13 protein-coding genes are annotated in these 17600 nt (G+C 51.1%); 11 read left to right on the top strand and 2 right to left on the bottom strand.

Annotation, left to right across the window (positions count from 1 at the left end):
- Nucleotides 1-221: 221 nt before the first annotated feature.
- Complete coding sequence (locus tag B160_RS0127655) at nt 222-3203, top strand: glycoside hydrolase domain-containing protein (RefSeq protein ID WP_026310071.1); 2982 nt, start codon at nt 222-224, stop codon at nt 3201-3203.
- Nucleotides 3204-3309: 106 nt separating this feature from the next.
- Here the strand turns inward: B160_RS0127655 and B160_RS0127650 are convergent, their stop codons facing one another.
- The gene (locus tag B160_RS0127650) at nt 3310-3666 is read right to left on the bottom strand and encodes a DUF488 domain-containing protein (protein ID WP_018631225.1); all 357 of its coding nucleotides are present in this window, start codon (nt 3664-3666) and stop codon (nt 3310-3312) included.
- 146 nt (nt 3667-3812) lie between these two features.
- Between B160_RS0127650 and B160_RS0127640 the strand changes: the two genes are divergently transcribed.
- From B160_RS0127640 to B160_RS0127610, 7 genes are all read left to right on the top strand, one after another.
- Nucleotides 3813-4247: an RrF2 family transcriptional regulator gene (locus B160_RS0127640; RefSeq protein ID WP_018631223.1), complete on the top strand. Its 435-nt coding sequence runs from the start codon at nt 3813-3815 to the stop codon at nt 4245-4247.
- A 54-nt stretch (nt 4248-4301) separates the two neighbouring features.
- Nucleotides 4302-6434, top strand: a complete 2133-nt coding sequence (locus B160_RS0127635; RefSeq protein WP_018631222.1) for a cbb3-type cytochrome c oxidase subunit I — start codon at nt 4302-4304, stop codon at nt 6432-6434.
- 25 nt (nt 6435-6459) lie between these two features.
- Nucleotides 6460-7461 carry a cytochrome c gene (locus B160_RS0127630; protein ID WP_018631221.1) on the top strand — a complete coding sequence of 334 codons (1002 nt, stop codon included), beginning with the start codon at nt 6460-6462 and terminating at the stop codon, nt 7459-7461.
- Nucleotides 7458-7715: a hypothetical protein gene (locus B160_RS0127625; RefSeq protein WP_018631220.1), complete on the top strand. Its 258-nt coding sequence runs from the start codon at nt 7458-7460 to the stop codon at nt 7713-7715. The genes B160_RS0127630 and B160_RS0127625 overlap by 4 nt, the downstream gene beginning before the upstream one ends.
- A gap of 11 nt (nt 7716-7726) precedes the next feature.
- Entirely contained in the window at nt 7727-8128 is a 402-nt protein-coding gene (locus B160_RS0127620) for a hypothetical protein (protein ID WP_018631219.1), read from the top strand.
- A 1-nt stretch (nt 8129) separates the two neighbouring features.
- A complete protein-coding gene (locus tag B160_RS0127615; protein ID WP_018631218.1) occupies nt 8130-8528 on the top strand; it encodes a group III truncated hemoglobin in 399 nt (132 codons plus the stop codon).
- A 78-nt stretch (nt 8529-8606) separates the two neighbouring features.
- Nucleotides 8607-11012: a phosphocholine-specific phospholipase C gene (locus tag B160_RS0127610; protein WP_018631217.1), complete on the top strand. Its 2406-nt coding sequence runs from the start codon at nt 8607-8609 to the stop codon at nt 11010-11012.
- 237 nt (nt 11013-11249) lie between these two features.
- Here the strand turns inward: B160_RS0127610 and B160_RS0127605 are convergent, their stop codons facing one another.
- Nucleotides 11250-12143: an OmpA/MotB family protein gene (locus B160_RS0127605; protein ID WP_018631216.1), complete on the bottom strand. Its 894-nt coding sequence runs from the start codon at nt 12141-12143 to the stop codon at nt 11250-11252.
- Nucleotides 12144-12660: 517 nt separating this feature from the next.
- Here B160_RS0127605 and thrA point away from each other — a divergent pair.
- The 3 genes from thrA to thrC all read left to right on the top strand — a co-directional run bounded on the left by thrA (nt 12661) and on the right by thrC (nt 17575).
- A complete protein-coding gene (gene thrA, locus B160_RS0127595; protein WP_018631214.1) occupies nt 12661-15117 on the top strand; it encodes a bifunctional aspartate kinase/homoserine dehydrogenase I in 2457 nt (818 codons plus the stop codon).
- Nucleotides 15118-15237: 120 nt separating this feature from the next.
- The gene (locus B160_RS0127590) at nt 15238-16164 is read left to right on the top strand and encodes a homoserine kinase (RefSeq protein ID WP_018631213.1); all 927 of its coding nucleotides are present in this window, start codon (nt 15238-15240) and stop codon (nt 16162-16164) included.
- Between the two features lie 112 nt (nt 16165-16276).
- Complete coding sequence (gene thrC / locus B160_RS0127585; protein WP_018631212.1) at nt 16277-17575, top strand: threonine synthase; 1299 nt, start codon at nt 16277-16279, stop codon at nt 17573-17575.
- The last annotated feature ends 25 nt before the right edge of the window (nt 17576-17600 follow it).

Here is a 17600-nt window from a genome sequence, read left to right as displayed (position 1 = left end):
TGATCTTATAGGACTTTTTTTTGAAGATGCCACAGAGATGCCGAAACATAAAAGTTTTTAGAGGTGCTGCAGCTTCCACAGAAGTGCACAGCTTCCGGTATTTCGGAACCGCTGTTTTTGCGGCTCATCCATGCTCTACTGCTCTATACAAACGGTTGCACAAAAAAGAACCGCAGGCGGTACGGCATTTTTTATAGATTTGCCGGACCAAAGACATACAAATGAAATACGTTCTTTCCGCGCTCTCGATGCTTGTTTTTCATATGCTGCATGCGCAACAGATCAAGTATACCTCCGGTGCCGGCCACTGGGATACAGACTCCCTGGGCGACCACAGGGCCGTGGTGCAGTTCAACGGATCCGGCAAAGTGGCGAAAACCGTTGTGGAATGGAGAAGGCGGGATCCGGACCCGGAAGCAAAAAGGATCATTGTCCAGGACGCCCGGACAGGCGAAAAGATCAGCAATGTAAAAGTGGCATCGGTCAATAACGAAAAAGGGGTGATCCTGTTTGAACCGGTCTCCGGAAAGGGGAAGTACTACCTGTACTATCTTGTTTCCAAAAACTCCGGCTCTCCCAATTATCCAACGGTGAGCTATCTGAAACCCGAGCAAACGGCCGGTGCTGCCTGGCTGAATGCGGTTCCGGCGTCGCTTTCAGTAAATGCGCCGGTGGTGGCCATGGAATCGAGCGATGCATTTAACAGCTTTTATCCCATGGAGATCACAGCAACGGCGGAAGAGACAGCTGCGCTGGTAAAAAAATACGGGCGTACGGATTACATCGTTTTTCCCGAAGACCGGAAATATCCTGTTAAGATGTTTGCGCAGCTGCCCTATCGGTGGATCCGGCGCGGTGTGGTAACGGATTTTAAAGGAAACGGCATGCGCGGTGAAAATTATTCCTTTCAGCTGGCGGTCTATGCTTTGCGGGATCTGGGAAATATTTCTGTTCTTTTTTCGGATCTGAAAGACGGAAAGGACCATGTAATTCCTGCTTCAGGAATGAGCTGTATCAATACCGGTGGGATCGATTATACAGGGAAGCCGTTTTCAAAACAGGTACCGGTGGCCAAAGACAGCCTGCAGCCGCTGTGGTGCCTGGTGGATATTCCTGCGGATGCCCGGCCGGGTATTTACAAAGGCCGGGTAACGGTGAACATTGCAGGGGCCGGGAAAACTACGGTGCCTGTTCAGCTTACGGTTGCTGCGGCACTGGCTGAGGAAGGGAATATCGGAGAACCCTGGAACCAGACCCGCCTGAAATGGCTCAACTCCACAATGGCGCAGGAAAATACGGTCATTGCCCCCTATACCCCACTGGTACTTAAAAACAATGCGATCGATCTGCTGGGAAGGCGGGTTACGGTAGCCCCATCGGGCTTTCCCGCACAGCTGCAAACCTTTTTTACAGAAGAAATGACGGGGTTGAAAACGGAGCCGAATAATATTCTTACAGAGCAGATCCATTTTCATTTTACAGGTGCCGATGGTAAAGAACTGAAATTTGAGAACGGGAATCTGCAATATACCAACCAGTCGGCAGGCACCGTTGTCTGGAAGACCACCAGCAGGAGCCCGCTGGTGCAGATGGATGTGGCGGCCTCCCTGGAGTTTGATGGCTTTCTTTCCTACACGGTAAAAGTAACGGCGCTGCAGGATGCCGACTTTAAAAATATTACCCTGCACATTCCTTTTACCCCGGAGGCGGCCACCTACCTGATGGGCCTGGGAGAGAAGGGGCGTGCCCGGCCCGACAGCCTTTCATGGAAATGGGATGTGGCGCATAAGAACCAGGACGGTGTTTGGGTGGGAGCAGTCAACGCAGGCCTGCAATATACGCTGCGCGATGAGCGTTATGTACGCCCGTTAAACACGAACTTCTATTTGCAGAAGCCCCTGTTGCTTCCCGCTTCATGGGGAAACGGGCAGAAGGGGGGCATCACCATTGCTCAAAAGGGAAAATCGATCCTTGCGGATAATTATACGGGCCCGCGCCATCTCAAAAAAGGGGATACCCTCTATTTTAATTTCAATCTGTTGCTGACCCCCTTTCATCCGCTGAACACCGATTTTCAGTGGGCTACCCGGTTTTATCACCGGTACGACAGCATCAGTAAGATAAAGAGCACCGGCGCTACGGTGATCAATATCCACCACGGCAATGCCATCAATCCCTGGATCAATTATCCCTTTATCGAGTGGCAGAAAATGAAAAATTATATCGATCAGGCACATCAGGACGGGCTGAAGGTAAAAATATACAATACCGTACGGGAACTGTCGAACCATGCATATGAGCTGTTCCCTTTGAGAAGCCTGGGTCATGAAGTGTACTCACCCGGCAAGGGGGGCGGGTTCCGCTGGCTGCAGGAGCACATAGGATCGGACTATATTGCTGCCTGGTTTGTACCGGCTGTAAAAGACGCTGCCATTATCAACAGCGGCATGAGCCGTTGGCATAATTATTACGTGGAAGGCATGAACTGGCTGACAAAAAAAGTGGGCATCGATGGCATTTACCTGGATGATGTGGCGTTTGACCGTATTACCATGAAACGGATCAAAAGGGTATTAACGGCCAAGGGACACCCGGGTATCATCGACCTGCATTCGGCCAACCAGTATAATAAGAGTGATGGCTTTATCAACAGCGCCAATCTCTATATGGAGCATTTTCCTTATCTGAACCGGCTGTGGTTTGGCGAGTATTTCGATTATGAGCATAACAGCCCCGATTTTTTCCTGACGGAAGTAAGCGGGATCCCTTTTGGCCTGATGGGAGAGATGCTGCAGGATGGGGGAAACGCCTGGAGGGGAATGATCTATGGCATGACCTGCCGCATTCCCTGGACGGCGAATGCGGACCCAACGGGCATCTGGAAGCTTTGGGATGATTTTGGGATGGAGGGCTCCCGGATGATCGGTTACTGGGTAAGCACAAATCCGGTAAAAACGGACAACGATAAAATAAAAGCAACGGTTTATAAAAAAGAAGGTAAGGCGCTGGTGTCCATCGCCAGCAGGAATGAGACCGATACGGAGGTTACTTTAAATATCAACTGGGAGCAGCTGGGTATCGACCCGGCCAAAGCAACCATAACAGCGCCGGCAGTTAAAAACTTCCAGGAAGCCAGAAGCTTTAAAGTGGGTGACAAAATACCGGTTCCCAAAAATAAAGGCTGGATGCTGTTGATACAGTAGATTTCAGGGTTTAACGTTCCATGTTTCAGGTTCGCTCCGGATTCAGAGCAGCAACATCGGGCGCCAAAGCCGGGACCCGATCTCAAACGTGAAACCTCAAACGCTTTTATCTATGGGCTTTGAGGATTTCCCGCAAAACGATGGCCTGGTTGTGCAGCTCGTCCTTTGCTGCGTACAGCAGGGTGATCTTCCGGGTGTCTGCATGCTTTTTCAGAAATTCGTTCAGCGCGGGATTCTGTTTTAGTTCTTCTTCATATTTCTTCTGGAACCCGGTCCATTTTTCGGGGTCATGGTCAAACCATTTCCTCAATTCAGTGGTAGGGGCCAGGTCTTTTGCCCACTCGTCAATGGCCGCCGCCTCCTTTTTAAGGCCACGCGGCCACAGCCGGTCTGCCAGCACGCGCAGACCGTCATTCTTTGAAGGCGCTTCGTATATCCGTTTAATGGCGATGGTAGTGCTCATATTTCTGTTTTTATAATAAAAGGCCGGTACCGGGCAGCGCTGAAGGTGTTCGCAGGGTTGCGTTTCCGGCAGTTTTCATAAAGGTACAAAAATTAATAAAAGATATTTTTATCTTTTATTAGAAATAGCATAGCTTTGCATCATCGATGTTTTCTAAGACCTGCGAATATGCAATAAGGGCAATGATCTACATTGCGCAGCAAACCCGGAACGGAAGCCGTGTCGGAATAAAGCAAATAGCAACCGGCATAGATTCTCCGGAGCATTTCATCGCAAAGATCCTGCAGGAGCTAAGCCGCAAAGGTCTTGTAGAGTCCATGAAAGGGCCTACGGGCGGGTTTTACCTGGAGAAAGCATCGCTGAACCGTTCACTGGCCGATATTGTAAAGACCGTGGACGGAGAACAGCTGTTTCTGGGTTGCGGACTGGGATTGAAGCAATGTTCGGAGACCAATCCCTGCCCCATTCATTTCAAATTTAAAAAAGTACGGAAAGAAATGCAGACCATGCTGGAGAATGCAAAGCTGGGTGAATTCATTGAACAGCTGGACCGGAAAGAGACGTTCCTGAAGCGGAAGTGATTTTTTTTGACTCAATAAAAGATAAAAAGGTATTTATATCTAATATATGCATTTATGAAACGGATATCGGTCATCAGCACCCCGGGATTGCTCCCGGTCTTTTTAATCTCCGCCCCGTCCGGTGCACAAGCCGGCGGTGGGTTTCCTTATTCCTTTTCTTTTGCCGACAGATCTGTATGGGGAATATTCTTACTGCTGATTGTTCTGGTGCTGTTTGCAGTGGCATGGCTGATGCGGCAAAAGATCCGCAGGATCCGTACGGCCTCCAAAGCAGGTACGGCGGGTCAAAAACACGGGGCGCCGGAAGCCTGGCTGCAACGGTTCACCAATGCGCAGCTCCGGGAGATCCTGGCATTAAAAAAGAAAAATAGCAACGCGCGGTTGCTCATTTTGCCGGTAGCGGCCTTGCTGGCTCCCGCAGGGCAGTTATTTGCACAGAGCACTCCGGGCGGGGGGCCATTGCTCAGCGAAACCGGTGTCATCATCACCATTACGCTGATGGCATTGCCCATCTTGCTGGGGGTGGTATTGCTGTATCTTAAAATGCAAAGGATCCTGCAGCAGTTTAAAAACAAGCAGCAGCTCAGAGATGCCGGCCGACTGGCCGCTTACCTGGAGCAGCTGCCGGAGCAGGAACTGGAGCAGTTGCTGGAAGAACGGCCTCCGGAGGAAGGGCCCCTGCCAGCTGCTGCCCGCCTTTCCGGTACCGGAAAGGCCGAGGACAGGAACGGTCTGCTGCGGATCCGCGAAACGGAGGGGTTGCCCATTGTTGCCGAAAAAAAACGGGCACAGAAGCGCCCGGACGTCGACCCGGCACTTTCAAAGCTGGTATTGTGGTACCTGGGCTGCTCGGTGTTCTGGCTGCTGTTTGGTACCAGTGTGGGAGAATATGTGGGCATCAAGTTTATTGCCCCCGATGCGGATCATGTCAGCTGGCTGAGTTTTGGACGCCTCCGGCCGGTGCATACCAATTCCGTATTCTGGGGATGGGCCTCCCTGGCCATGTTGGGACTGGGCTATTACGTGGTGCCCCGGGTAAGCAATACAAAACTTTTTAGCCTTAAAACGGGCTGGTATGCGCTCTGCCTTATCAATGCATCGGTGGTACTTGGGACCCTGTTCCTGATGGCTGGCATCAATAATGGCGGTGGCGAGTACCGGGAATATATCTGGCCGGTGATGTTACTGTTTGCGCTGGGACTGGTGCTCACCCTGTGGAATTTTTACCAGACGATCGCCCGCCGCACCACAAGGGAGATCTATATTGCCAACTGGTATATTGTGGCTTCAGTCATTTTTGCCATCACCATCGTTCTGGTGGCCTATATTCCCACATGGCAGAACGGCCTGGGCGAAACGATCATCCAGGGGTATTATATGCACCAGGGAGTGGGCATGTGGTTCATGCTGTTCACCCTGGGTATTGTGTATTATTTCCTGCCCCAGCAGCTGAACCAGCCCATTTATTCCTACAGCCTGGGAATACTGGCCTTCTGGACGCAGATCCTGTTCTATACCCTGATCGGTACGCACCATTTTGTATTCAGTGCCATTCCCTGGTGGCTGCAAACGGTAGCCATCGTAGGCAGCGCCGGCATGGCCATACCGGTGATCGCGGGCACCACCAATTTCCTGATGACCTTCAAGGGCGCATGGAGCAAAGTGAGCTCCAGCTATACCCTGCCGTTTTTCCTGGTAGGGATCATTTTCTATTTCACCGGGTCGTTACAGGGCACGGCCGAAGCATTCCGTACTACCAACCTGATCTGGCACTTTACAGATTTTACGGTAGCGCATTCCCATATGACGATGTATGGGATCATCTGCTTTTTTCTCTGGGCGGCCATTTATGCCATTGTGCCCCGGCTTACAGGAAAAGAGCCTCCGCAGATAAGCGTGGGGATCCATTTCTGGCTGGCGCTTATCGGTCTGCTATTTTATATCATTCCGCTGATGTACGGAAGCACGCTGCGGGGCGTGGCCTGGCTCAACGGGGTACCTTTTATTGAAACGGTAAAAGGGATGGCTCCTTACTGGGTATGGCGGGCAGTAGGAGGCAGCCTGATGTGGGGTTCCCACCTTGTTTTTGCTTACAATATGTATAAAATGTACGCTGCCGGGAATGAGCTTCCGGATGTCAACGAAACGGCCCTGAACCAGTTAAGAGAAAGGGTGGCGGCCCACTGATTTTATAATGTCAATTTCTGAGAAGATGAGCATGCTTGATAATCATAAACTACTTTTTTCAAACGCGGCGCTTTTTTTTGCAGGACTGACCGTGTTGGTAGCAATAGTTCCTGCGCTTTCCAATCAAAAGCAGAACAGGCCCCTGCCGGGCGCCCCGGCGCTCAGTAAAGAGGCCCGTATCGGGAAGGGGATATACATTGCCAACGGATGCGTGGCCTGTCATACCCAGCAGGTACGGAATATTGATATGGATAAGGTATGGGGCGACCGGCCCGGGCTGGCCGCTGATTATGCGGCAAATGTCCGTACCGATTTTTGGCGCAATACCGCTACCCTGATGGGTACGGAGCGTACGGGACCGGACCTCACCAATGTTGGCACCCGCCAGCCGGGCAAGGACTGGAACCTCGTGCACCTTTTTAACCCGAGGATTGTGGTGAAGGAATCCGTAATGCCCGCCTATCCCTGGTTGTTTGAGCGGAAAAAAGACCCGGCGGAATCAGATGTTGTGGTCAATGTGCCGGCGGCCTACCTGAACGGTGATGAAAAGATCGTGGCAACAAAGGATGCCCTGTACCTGCTGGCCTACCTGCAATCCCTCAAACAGGCAGCCCTGCCGCAAAATACCGCGGTACCGGAATTCTTATATAAGAAGGAGAAAAAAGCAGCAGCCGGCGAGGGCACAGCAGCCACCGTCGACGGGCAGGCGCTGTATGCCGCCAATTGTCAGAGCTGCCACCAGGAAAACGGGGAGGGACTGCCCGGTGCTTTTCCGGCGCTGAAAGGCAGCCCCGTGGTTACGGGGGAAGACCTGGAAAAATATGTAGACATCATTATGAACGGGTATGATGCGCGCGAGGAGTATGGCGTGATGCCGCCGGTAGGAACGAATATGAATTTTACCGAAAATGAAGTAGCCGCCATCATCGACCACGAACGGACGAGCTGGGGCAACCAGGGCAAAAAAGTGGCGCCCGAAGACGTAAAAAAGATCATTGATTTGTTGAAGTTAAAAACATCGGAATGAGAAAACGGATATTATTTTTCAGTTGTTTTTTCGGGTCCGGAACCATCGCTGTGGCTTGTACGGTTTGTGAACGTAGACAACCAGAACTATTGCGGGGGATCAGTCACGGCGCCGGCCCGGAAAGCCGCTGGGACCTTTGGATCGTTGCAGCGGTAGCGGCCATTGTGGCCCTTTCGCTGTTCTTTTCGGTAAAATGGATCCTGCGGCCGGGAGAAACTTCCGCAGATCATATTAAACGCTCAATTTTTAAATAAGTAGCTTTGTTATGGATAAGAGTACGATTTATGTTTTTATTGATGAAGCGCCCAACCCGGTGCTGCAGCTGGAGGCGCCCGTCAATTTTGAGCTGGATACGCATAAATTGACAGACGGGGAACATATATTGAAAATTGTGAGCAGGGACCCCTCCGGGAAAGAAGGGATCCGGAAGATCCCCTTTGTTGTCCGCAACGGACCGGCAATAGCGGTAGAGGGGATCAGGGAGCACGAAGTGGTGGACGGCATCCTGCCCGTAATGATCCATGCATACGGCAAAGGCGATTCCCGCTCCTTTCTGATCGAGGGAAGCGAAACGCCGCAAAGCATCCCGCTGTGGATCTGGGTGCTGATCATTGCCTTTACCGCGTGGACCTTATATTATCTGATACGATATCTTTCAATGAATTAAAATGACGGTACTAAAAAAAGAGATCACTACAAGGGAAGACATACAGCTGCTGGTGGATCAGTTCTACACAAAGATCCGGGAAGACCAGCAGGTGGGACCGGTCTTTGATGCCGTGATCCGCGACCAGTGGCCGCAGCACCTGGAGAAAATGTACCGGTTCTGGGAAACCGTGCTGCTGGGGAACCATACTTATTTTGGCAGCCCTTTTCCACCACATGCAAAGCTGCCCATCAGCGGGCCGCATTTTGATACCTGGCTACGGCTGTGGCAGGAAACCATTGATACCTACTTTCAGGGGCCGAAGGCTGAGGAAGCAAAATGGCGCGCAGAAAAAATGGCAGCGATGTTCCTGTCCAAGATCGATTACTACCGGGATACCGGAAAAACACCCCTCATATAACGGGCCATCCATCCTTTTTCATCCGGGACCGTTCATAAAATCAGTATCTTTTGCGCTCATTAATGATCAAACCACATCATGAATAAGAGCAGGAGAGATTTTCTGAAGAACGCAACCATCTTATCAGGAGCGGCCGGGCTGACCAACGTATTGCCCACTTCCATTGCAAAGGCTGCCAGCATCAGCGCAGCGCCCGGAACGACCTTTTATGACGCAGAGCATGTCGTTTTCCTGATGCAGGAGAACCGGTCCTTTGATCATATGTTCGGCTGCCTGCAGGGTGTACGGGGATTTAATGACCCCCGGGTAAAAATATTGCCGGATCAGAACAAAGCCTGGATCCAGAAAGATAAAGAAGGGAATGCTTATGTACCGTTCCATATTGATATCAACAAAACAAAGATCACCTGGCAGGGTGGGCTTCCGCACGACTGGCCGGATCAGAGCGCTGCCCGGAATCAGGGCCGGTACGATCAGTGGATCCCCAATAAAACGGTCATGTGCATGGGGCATTATCAAAGAACAGATGTACCCTTCTATTACGCATTGGCGGATGCCTTTACCATCTGCGATCATAATTTTTGCTCCTCGCTGACCGGTACCACCCCGAACCGGCTGTTCTTTTGGACGGGGAATATCCGGCCGGATCTGTCGGGCGAAAGCAAGCCGGCCGTCCGGAATTCCCAGGCCGAATCGCGCAACAATGTGTATGTAGACTGGAGCTCTTTTCCGGAGCTGCTGGAAGAGCACGGTATTCCCTGGCGGATCTACCAGAACGGGCTCTGGACGGCCGCCCTGCCGGATGAAACGGATTACTGGCTGGGCAACTATGGCGATAATGCGGTAGAATATATAAAGAATCACCGGGTAAAGCTTTCATCGTATTTCCGAAAGAACGGAGATCATACCGGTAAGGAAAAAATACCCGCAGAGAAAGTACAGCAGCAATACGCGCAGCTTACAGAAAAAGAAAAGAACTTGGTCGATAAGGCGTTCACCACAAATGAGGATGACGGAGATGCCTACCTGAAACTGGAGCCGTATACCTTCACCGATGATATGGGACAGCAAAAAACAGTGAACATTCCCGCACAGGATATTTTTAAACAATTCCGGGCGGATGTAAAAAACGGAACACTGCCTGCCGTGTCCTGGCTGGTGGCGCCCCAGGCTTTTTCCGATCATACCAGTACGCCCCTGTACGGTACCTGGTATGTATCGGAGGCGCTGAAGATCCTCACGGAAAACCCGGAGGTATGGAAGAAGACGATCTTTATTCTGACCTATGATGAGAACGATGGTTATTACGATCACCTGGCTCCTTTTGCAGTGCCCAAAAAAGGAGACCATTCCACCGGAAAGGTTTCGGACGGCATAGATCCGGCCCCCGACTTTTCCTGGGAGCATGACCTGCCCATTGGCCTCGGATACCGCGTACCGTTTATCGTTGCTTCTCCCTGGAGCAGGGGTGGATTTGTGAATTCAGAGGTTTTTGATCATACCTCTGCACTGATGTTCCTGGAAACCTTTCTTTCAAAGAAAACCGGTAAAACCATCCGCAGCCCGCATATCAGCGACTGGCGCAGGGCTGTTTGCGGGGATCTGACATCCGTATTCCGTCCGTATAACGGTGAGCAGTATCCCCTGCCCGCTTCCTTAAAAAAAGAAAGCGTGGTACAGGATATCCAAAATGCCCGGAATAAGCCGGAGCAAAAACCTCCGTTGCCATTGACGGAAGAAGAGATCCGTGCCGTCAACGGTGCCACGGCAGGGACGCCGGCCAATCGCAGCCGCATGCCGCGGCAGGAGAAAGGTACAAGACCCGCTACCGCATTGCCCTACCGGCTTTTTGCGGATTGCCGTACCCGTGAAGGACAATTGGAAATTGAGCTCCGGGCCGGCAGCGGAACGCATCATGCGGATGCCGGACTGAGGGGCGCTCCCTTTAATGTTTATACGCCTGCTTCTTATAATACTGTTGCCGGCAAGACCTGGTTTTACGCCCTAAGCGCGGGCGGAGTATTGATAGATCATTTTGAGATCAAAAATTTTTCCGGTGGCCGGTACGACCTGGTCGTACAGGGACCCAATGGCTTTTTCCGGCGCTTCCGGGGCGCGGAGACCGACCCGGATATAACGGTTGCCGCCACCTACGAACAAAAGGGGTTGTTCCGGAAAAAACTGAACGGAGACCTGGAGCTGCTGTTGCAAAACAATACGCCCGGTGTACAAACAGTATTGTTCAAAGATCATGCATATCAATTACCCGGGCGGGAGCTGACGCTGCAGCCACACACAACCAAAAAGATCCGCATCCGGCTGGGGAAAAGCGGCCAATGGTACGACTTCTCCGTGCTGTTGCCACAGCATCCGTCGTATGAGCGGCACTATGCCGGCCATGTAGAAACAGGAGCCGTGTCCGTAACGGATCCGCAAATGGCAGGCGGAGGTGCATCGGGAATGGCGGAAAGCCCGGTTGAGTAACTCCGGGCGGGTTATATCGAATTGCTGTTTTAATTTGATTCGGCAATTCCGCCAGTCAAATCAGCACATCAGCGGCTGTAATTTATGCGCCCACCGGGGCTTCGGGGCGCCCCAACCAACCAATCATCATACCAACCGTCAAAAGAGAGGCCCAAACCCTTAGACGGCTTTGGGAGCAGGAGCAAAAAAAACCTGCATGGGCACTCCCATGCAGGTTTTCAGATGTATAAGCTGTTTTTACATGCCCGGCGTAACCGATTGTGTAGTGTCTTTGCTGTTCTCCGGAGCCTTGTCGATCAGTTCCATGAACTGGTCCAGCTTCGGTGTAATGATGATCTGCGTTCTCCGGTTGCGTGCTTTACCCTCTTCAGTATCATTGCCAGCCACCGGGTTGTATTCACCACGGCCGCCTGCTGTCAGGCGTTTGGGATCGATGCCGTATTGTGTTTGCAATGCGATCACCACAGAGGCCGCCCGCAGAGAGCTCAGGTCCCAGTTGTTGCGGATATTGGGGCGATTGATGGGTACGTTGTCGGTGTTTCCTTCAACCAGTACTTCATAGTCTTTATAGTCCTGTATGATTTTTGCGATCTTGCTGAGGATGTCGCCCGCGCGCTCTGAGATTTCATAGCTTCCGGATTTATAAAGCATGTTATCGGCCAGTGAAATATACACCACACCTTTCAATACTTTAACGTCCACATCCTGGAGCTCATCCCTGCTTAAAGAGCGGGTCAGGTTGTTGGTCAACACGATCAGCAGCGAGTCGCTCTTATTTTTGGCATTTACCAGGTGCTGGATGTATTTATTCGATGCATTGATCTCGTCTACAAGCTTCGAAATATTGACATTCCCCTGTGTATTCTGATTAATGCTTTTATCCAGCGAACCCTGGAGGGCCGCCAGCGCTTTTTTCAGAGAGGCATTATTGGTGCGTTCCTGTTCTAATTGCTCTTCAAGGCTTTTAACCCGCGCTTTACTTTCTGCCAGATCAACCTGGCTGGCCTGGTAGCGCTGATTAAGGTTCTGATAATCGGTCTGCAGGGCGGTAAATTTCTTACTGCTCACACAACCGGATAAGAACAGTGCGGTAAGAACGGCCCCAATGGGTAAAAAAAATGATCGGTTCATAACAATGGATTCTTTTAAAAATAATGGTTTTGTTGAAGGAGATCAATATGCTGACCCGGTAACAACAAAACAAATGCCTAAGTTTAAAAAATACAGGCGCTTCGGCGGCAAAGGCCGTAAAAATTCCGGTATTTTAAGGATTCATTATACTTTGGCCGGAAGACCATTTGTCTTCAGACCCCTGGCCGGTAAGACGCCCTTTTCGGCGGTTTCGTTGCAAAAACAGGAGGGAAATCAATATTTTAACAAACACAGGATCTTGCCACCGGGGGCTTTTTTTCAAAAAAGTGGCTGTATTTGTTATAATTTTAAATATTCTCCCTTATCTTGTGCAGGTATCTAATAAAATGCAATACTGTTTTCAAAATATCCAACCTTCTTTAGCTTTCGGTAACGAAACTGCTACCACTATTACCACAACCCCTTGAGGGTTGTACGCTGCTATATCATCCATCGGGCATTCTGCCGTTTTTTACCCCGGGTTTATTCCCTTTTCTTTTATTACTAAATCAAGTTCATGCAGGTCTTTAAGTTTGGCGGCTCATCTGTAGCCAGTGCTGAGAATATAAAAAAAGTTGCGGCTATTGTAGACAATGCTGCAAAGAAGAATTCAATTGTTGTTATTGTTTCCGCTTTAGGCGGTGTCACAGATCTTTTATTGACATCGGGCAAAGAGGCCGCGGATGGCAATGAAGATTTCCGGTCAAAGGTCACAGTGATCGAGCAGCGTCATTTTGAAACCATCAAGGCACTGATCCCGATCGCTTCGCAAAGCTCCTTACTGAGCCTGGTTAAAAAGGCGATCAATGAAATAGAAGAGATCTGCAACGGGATTTTCTTATTGCGGGAGATCACCCCGAAGAACCAGGACCGGCTGGCCGCTTACGGCGAATGGCTTTCTTCACAGATCATTGCGGAGGCTTTCAAACATTTGGGACTGTTTGTGGTATGGAAAGATGCGCGCCAGTTTATTTTTACAAACAGCGATTATACACATGCGGAAGTGCATCTGGAGACAACTGAAAAGGAGATCCGGAAGTATTTTAAGGAAAATAAAAGCAACGTATTTGTCATCCCGGGTTTTATCGGTTCCGACGAGCAGGGGATCACTACAACGCTGGGCCGGGGCGGCTCCGACTATACCGCTTCCCTGATCGCTGCGGCCATTGATGCAGAATCGCTGCAGGTTTGGAAAGACGTGAACGGGATGATGACGGCAGACCCGCGGCTGGCGGCCAATGCCAAGGTGATCGAACGCATTTCTTACAGTGAGGCAATGGAACTGTCGCACTTTGGCGCCAAGGTATTGTACCCGCCCACCATTCAGCCGGTAATGAGCAAGAACATACCGCTGTATGTAAAGAATACGTTCGCTCCTGAGATGCCGGGAACGGTGGTCGGTGGAAAGATAAAAGATACAAAAGTCGTACGGGAGCATATCGTAAGCGGTATCTCCAGCGTGAACAATATAGCCCTTCTGAGCCTGGAGGGAAGCGGGATGATCGGCATTCCCGGGTTTTCAAAGCGGTTGTTTGAGGCATTGAGCAAAGAGCGGATCAACGTAGTGCTGATCACTCAAAGCTCTTCCGAGCACTCGATCTGTGTAGCCATCGACCAGAAACACCTGCAGGCCGCAAAGAGGATCGTGGATAAGACCTTTGCGGATGAGATCGCGCTCAAAAAAGTAGAGCCGCTGAAAGCGGAAACCCATCTTTCGATCGTGGCGCTGGTAGGGGAAAATATGAAAAGCCTTCCCGGGGTCAGCGGAAGGATGTTTGGCGCTTTGGGCCGGAACGGGATCAATATCCGCGCGATCGCGCAGGGCTCTTCTGAAAAGAACATCAGCACGGTGATCGCTACGGATGATGTAGGCAAAGCCATTAATGTATTGCACGAAGAATTTTTCGAAACCATACAAAAACAGCTCAATCTGTTTATTGTAGGACTGGGGAATGTGGGAGCCAAGCTGATGGAACAATTAAAACAGCAGCACTCCTTCCTGATCCAGCATTTGAAATTAAATGTAAGTGTGGTAGGGATCAGCAACAGCCGTAAAATGATCTTTAAGGAAAGAGGCATTTCCCTAAGCGGCTGGAAGGAGTCCCTGGCGGGCGGCGAATCTGCGTCCATTTCCGAGTTTGCCAATGAGATCATCCGGCGGAATATGCGGAACTCTATTTTTGTGGATATAACGGCCAATAAAGACGTGGCGAAGGTTTATGATAAGATGCTGCAGAAAAGCATCTCGGTGGTGGCCTGCAATAAGATCGCCGCGGCTTCCCCGTTTCCCGAATATAAAAAATTAAAAGAGCTGGCGCATGTGTTCAACGCCAAATTCCTTTTTGAAACCAATGTAGGAGCCGCCCTGCCGGTGATCGCCACGCTGAACGACCTGCGCCGGAGCGGTGATGAGATCCGCCGCATTGAAGCGGTGCTGAGTGGTACCCTCAATTTTGTATTTAATCATTATGACGGATCCCGGCCATTTGCCGATGTGGTAAAACAGGCACAGGAGGAAGGATATACCGAGCCGGATCCCCGTTTGGATCTGAGCGGGGTGGATGTGATGCGCAAGATACTGATCCTGGCAAGGGAATCCGGGTTTGAAATGGAAATGGAGGATATTCAGAACGACTCCTTTATGCCCCCTTCCTGCATGGAAGGTTCTGTAGAGGCTTTTTATAAGGCGATGGAAAAAGAGGAAGCGCATTTTAAAGGTTTGCTGGATGCTGCATTGGCGGAGAATTGCAAACTGAAATTTGTGGCCACGTTCAACGACGGGAAAGCATCCGTCGGACTGCGGCATATACGGCCGGAGAATGACCTCTACCATTTATATGGCAAAGACAACGTGGTGCTGTTCTATACGGCCCGCTACCCGGAGCAGCCCCTTGTGGTGAAAGGCGCCGGCGCCGGCGCCGATGTAACCGCCAGCGGCGTATTTGCCGATATTATGCGCGCGGTAAATGAATAAGAAGCAAAGATGATCGGAGGCAACGGACGTTTCCGGCAGCCCTGGTCCTCGTTCGCTTATACTTATTGCGGCATAGCGCATCACAATTATCTCACAAATCAATCGTTTACTACCTCTCAGATGAAACAAGTAAAAATAAAATCCCCGGGCACTGTGGCCAACCTGGTCTGCGGATTTGATATCCTGGGCCTTGCCCTGAACGATCCGTATGATATCATGGAATTCCGTTTGCTGGATGAGCCGCGCGTCATCATCCGGAACAGGGATCATTTTGGTTTGCCAACGGATCCGGAACAGAATGTAGCAGGGGTGGTATTGCTGGCCGCCATCGAAAAGGCCGGCGGCAATATCGGGTTTGAGGTAACCATACAAAAACGGATCAAACCCGGCAGCGGGTTAGGATCCAGCGCGGCCAGCGCTGCAGGTGCGGCCGTGGGGGCCAACCTGTTGCTCGGTAACCGGTTTACCACGGATGAGCTGGTACAGCTGGCGATGATCGGCGAAAAGCTGGCCAGTGGTGTAAAACATGCAGACAATATTACCCCCTGTATTTTGGGAGGGGTCACCCTCATCCGGTCGATCCACCCGATCGACATCGTTCCGCTGGCGGCCCCCGATCTTTTTGTTACGGTGGTGCACCCGCAGATAGAGGTACGCACTGCCGACGCCCGCCAGATCCTGAAACAAAAAGTGTTGCTGAAGGATGCGATCAAACAATGGGGAAATATAGCCGGCCTGGTGGCTGGCTTTATGCGGAACGACAAAACGCTGATCAGCCGCTCGCTGGAGGATGTGATCATCGAGCCGGTAAGAAGCATCCTGATTCCCGGGTTTGACGAAGTAAAGAGCCGGTGCCGGGAGGCCGGCGCCCTGGGTGGAGGCATATCCGGATCCGGGCCGTCTATTTTTATGCTGAGTGAAACGGAAGCGGTGGCAAAGAACGTGGCGGGTATCATGAGCAGCATCTATGACCGCATCGGTATTGAGAACTATGTTTATGTAACAACCATCAACAATAAAGGGGTGGAGGTAGTCAATGGTGAATAGTCAATGGTGAATAGGGGAGCGGATACCGAACCTCAAAGTACACCCGGATCTGTCAGGGCCGGGACGTCTAAGGTCTAATATCTAAGGTCTAAAATCTAACGTCTAAAATCGCATGCAATACTATAGTTTAAATCATCAGTCGCCGAAGGTAACGTTTAAAGAGGCCGCCATACAGGGACAGGCACCGGATAGGGGGTTATACTTCCCCGAAGTGCTGCCCGCCGCGGAGGCTGACCTGTTAAAAAATATCGGATCCCTTTCTGAGGAAGAAATTGCATTCCGCGTTATCCGGCCCTATGTCGGAACATCTATCCCCGAAGAAACCCTTTTTGAGATCGTTTCCCAAACGGTGAATTTCCCGTTCCCGTTAAAACCGGTTACGGACAGGATTGCATCGCTCGAATTATTTCATGGTCCCACCCTGGCGTTCAAAGATGTGGGCGCCCGTTTTATGAGCCGTTGTCTGGGTTATTTTTTGAGCGGTGAGCAAAAAGAGGTGACCGTGCTGGTGGCCACTTCCGGAGACACGGGAGGCGCGGTGGCAAGTGGATTTTATGATGTAGAGGGTGTTCAGGTAGTGATCCTGTACCCCAAAGACAGGGTAAGCCCGGTGCAGGAAAAACAGCTGACAGCGCTGGGGAAGAACATTACCGCGCTGGAAGTGGCCGGCAGCTTTGATGACTGCCAGCGCCTGGTAAAACAGGCTTTTACCGATGAAGACATCCGGGCGAAGCGGTTCCTCACCTCTGCCAATTCCATCAACGTAGCACGCTGGCTGCCGCAGCAGTTTTATTATTTCTTCGCCTACAAGCAATGGGCGGACAAGACCCTGGCGCCTGTGGTTACGGTACCCAGCGGCAATTTCGGAAATATCTGTGCAGGGCTCCTCGCAAAAGCGGGCGGCTTACCACTGGGCCATTTTATTGCGGCCTGTAATGCCAATGATGTGGTGCCGGCATTTTTGCAAACAGAAGACTGGAAGCCCAAAAAAGCAGTAGCCACATTGTCCAACGCCATGGACGTGGGCGATCCCAGCAATTTTGTCCGCATTATGGAATTGTTTGATCAGCAATTCCTGAAATTAAAAGACAACCTGTCGGCCGCCAGCATATCGGATGCCGATACGATCGCAACCATTCAAACGGTTTTTCAGGAAACCGGTTATACGCTCGACCCGCATGGGGCCGTGGCGTACCGGGCGCTGGAACAGTACCTGAACGGACACCCGGGAGAAAAAGGACTGATCCTCGAAACGGCACATCCCGTAAAGTTTCCGGATGCTGTAAAACAGGCTACTGGTGCCGATGTTGTAATTCCGGAAATATTGCAGGAGCTGATGCTGCAGCCGAAGCAGGCCGTGGAGCTACAGCCGGACTATGCGGCGTTCAAAGAATACCTCACGAACGGCTAAGCGTTTGTGGCAGTGAGGTACGCGT

This window comes from Niabella aurantiaca DSM 17617, assembly GCF_000374125.1.
In the GTDB taxonomy this organism is placed as follows: domain Bacteria; phylum Bacteroidota; class Bacteroidia; order Chitinophagales; family Chitinophagaceae; genus Niabella; species Niabella aurantiaca.
This window is presented reverse-complemented; position numbering and strand designations above follow the sequence as displayed.

Excerpts from the sequence above, each read along its gene's own strand:
- B160_RS0127650 (WP_018631225.1), bottom strand. The coding sequence starts at position 3,666 with ATGAGCACTACCATCGCCATTAAACGGATATACGAAGCGCCTTCAAAG.
- thrA (WP_018631214.1), top strand. The coding sequence starts at position 12,661 with ATGCAGGTCTTTAAGTTTGGCGGCTCATCTGTAGCCAGTGCTGAGAAT.
- B160_RS0127640 (WP_018631223.1), top strand. The coding sequence starts at position 3,813 with ATGTTTTCTAAGACCTGCGAATATGCAATAAGGGCAATGATCTACATT.
- B160_RS0127605 (WP_018631216.1), bottom strand. The coding sequence starts at position 12,143 with ATGAACCGATCATTTTTTTTACCCATTGGGGCCGTTCTTACCGCACTG.
- B160_RS0127635 (WP_018631222.1), top strand. The coding sequence starts at position 4,302 with ATGAAACGGATATCGGTCATCAGCACCCCGGGATTGCTCCCGGTCTTT.
- B160_RS0127615 (WP_018631218.1), top strand. The coding sequence starts at position 8,130 with ATGACGGTACTAAAAAAAGAGATCACTACAAGGGAAGACATACAGCTG.
- B160_RS0127625 (WP_018631220.1), top strand. The coding sequence starts at position 7,458 with ATGAGAAAACGGATATTATTTTTCAGTTGTTTTTTCGGGTCCGGAACC.
- B160_RS0127610 (WP_018631217.1), top strand. The coding sequence starts at position 8,607 with ATGAATAAGAGCAGGAGAGATTTTCTGAAGAACGCAACCATCTTATCA.
- B160_RS0127590 (WP_018631213.1), top strand. The coding sequence starts at position 15,238 with ATGAAACAAGTAAAAATAAAATCCCCGGGCACTGTGGCCAACCTGGTC.
- thrC (WP_018631212.1), top strand. The coding sequence starts at position 16,277 with ATGCAATACTATAGTTTAAATCATCAGTCGCCGAAGGTAACGTTTAAA.
- B160_RS0127630 (WP_018631221.1), top strand. The coding sequence starts at position 6,460 with ATGAGCATGCTTGATAATCATAAACTACTTTTTTCAAACGCGGCGCTT.
- B160_RS0127620 (WP_018631219.1), top strand. The coding sequence starts at position 7,727 with ATGGATAAGAGTACGATTTATGTTTTTATTGATGAAGCGCCCAACCCG.
- B160_RS0127655 (WP_026310071.1), top strand. The coding sequence starts at position 222 with ATGAAATACGTTCTTTCCGCGCTCTCGATGCTTGTTTTTCATATGCTG.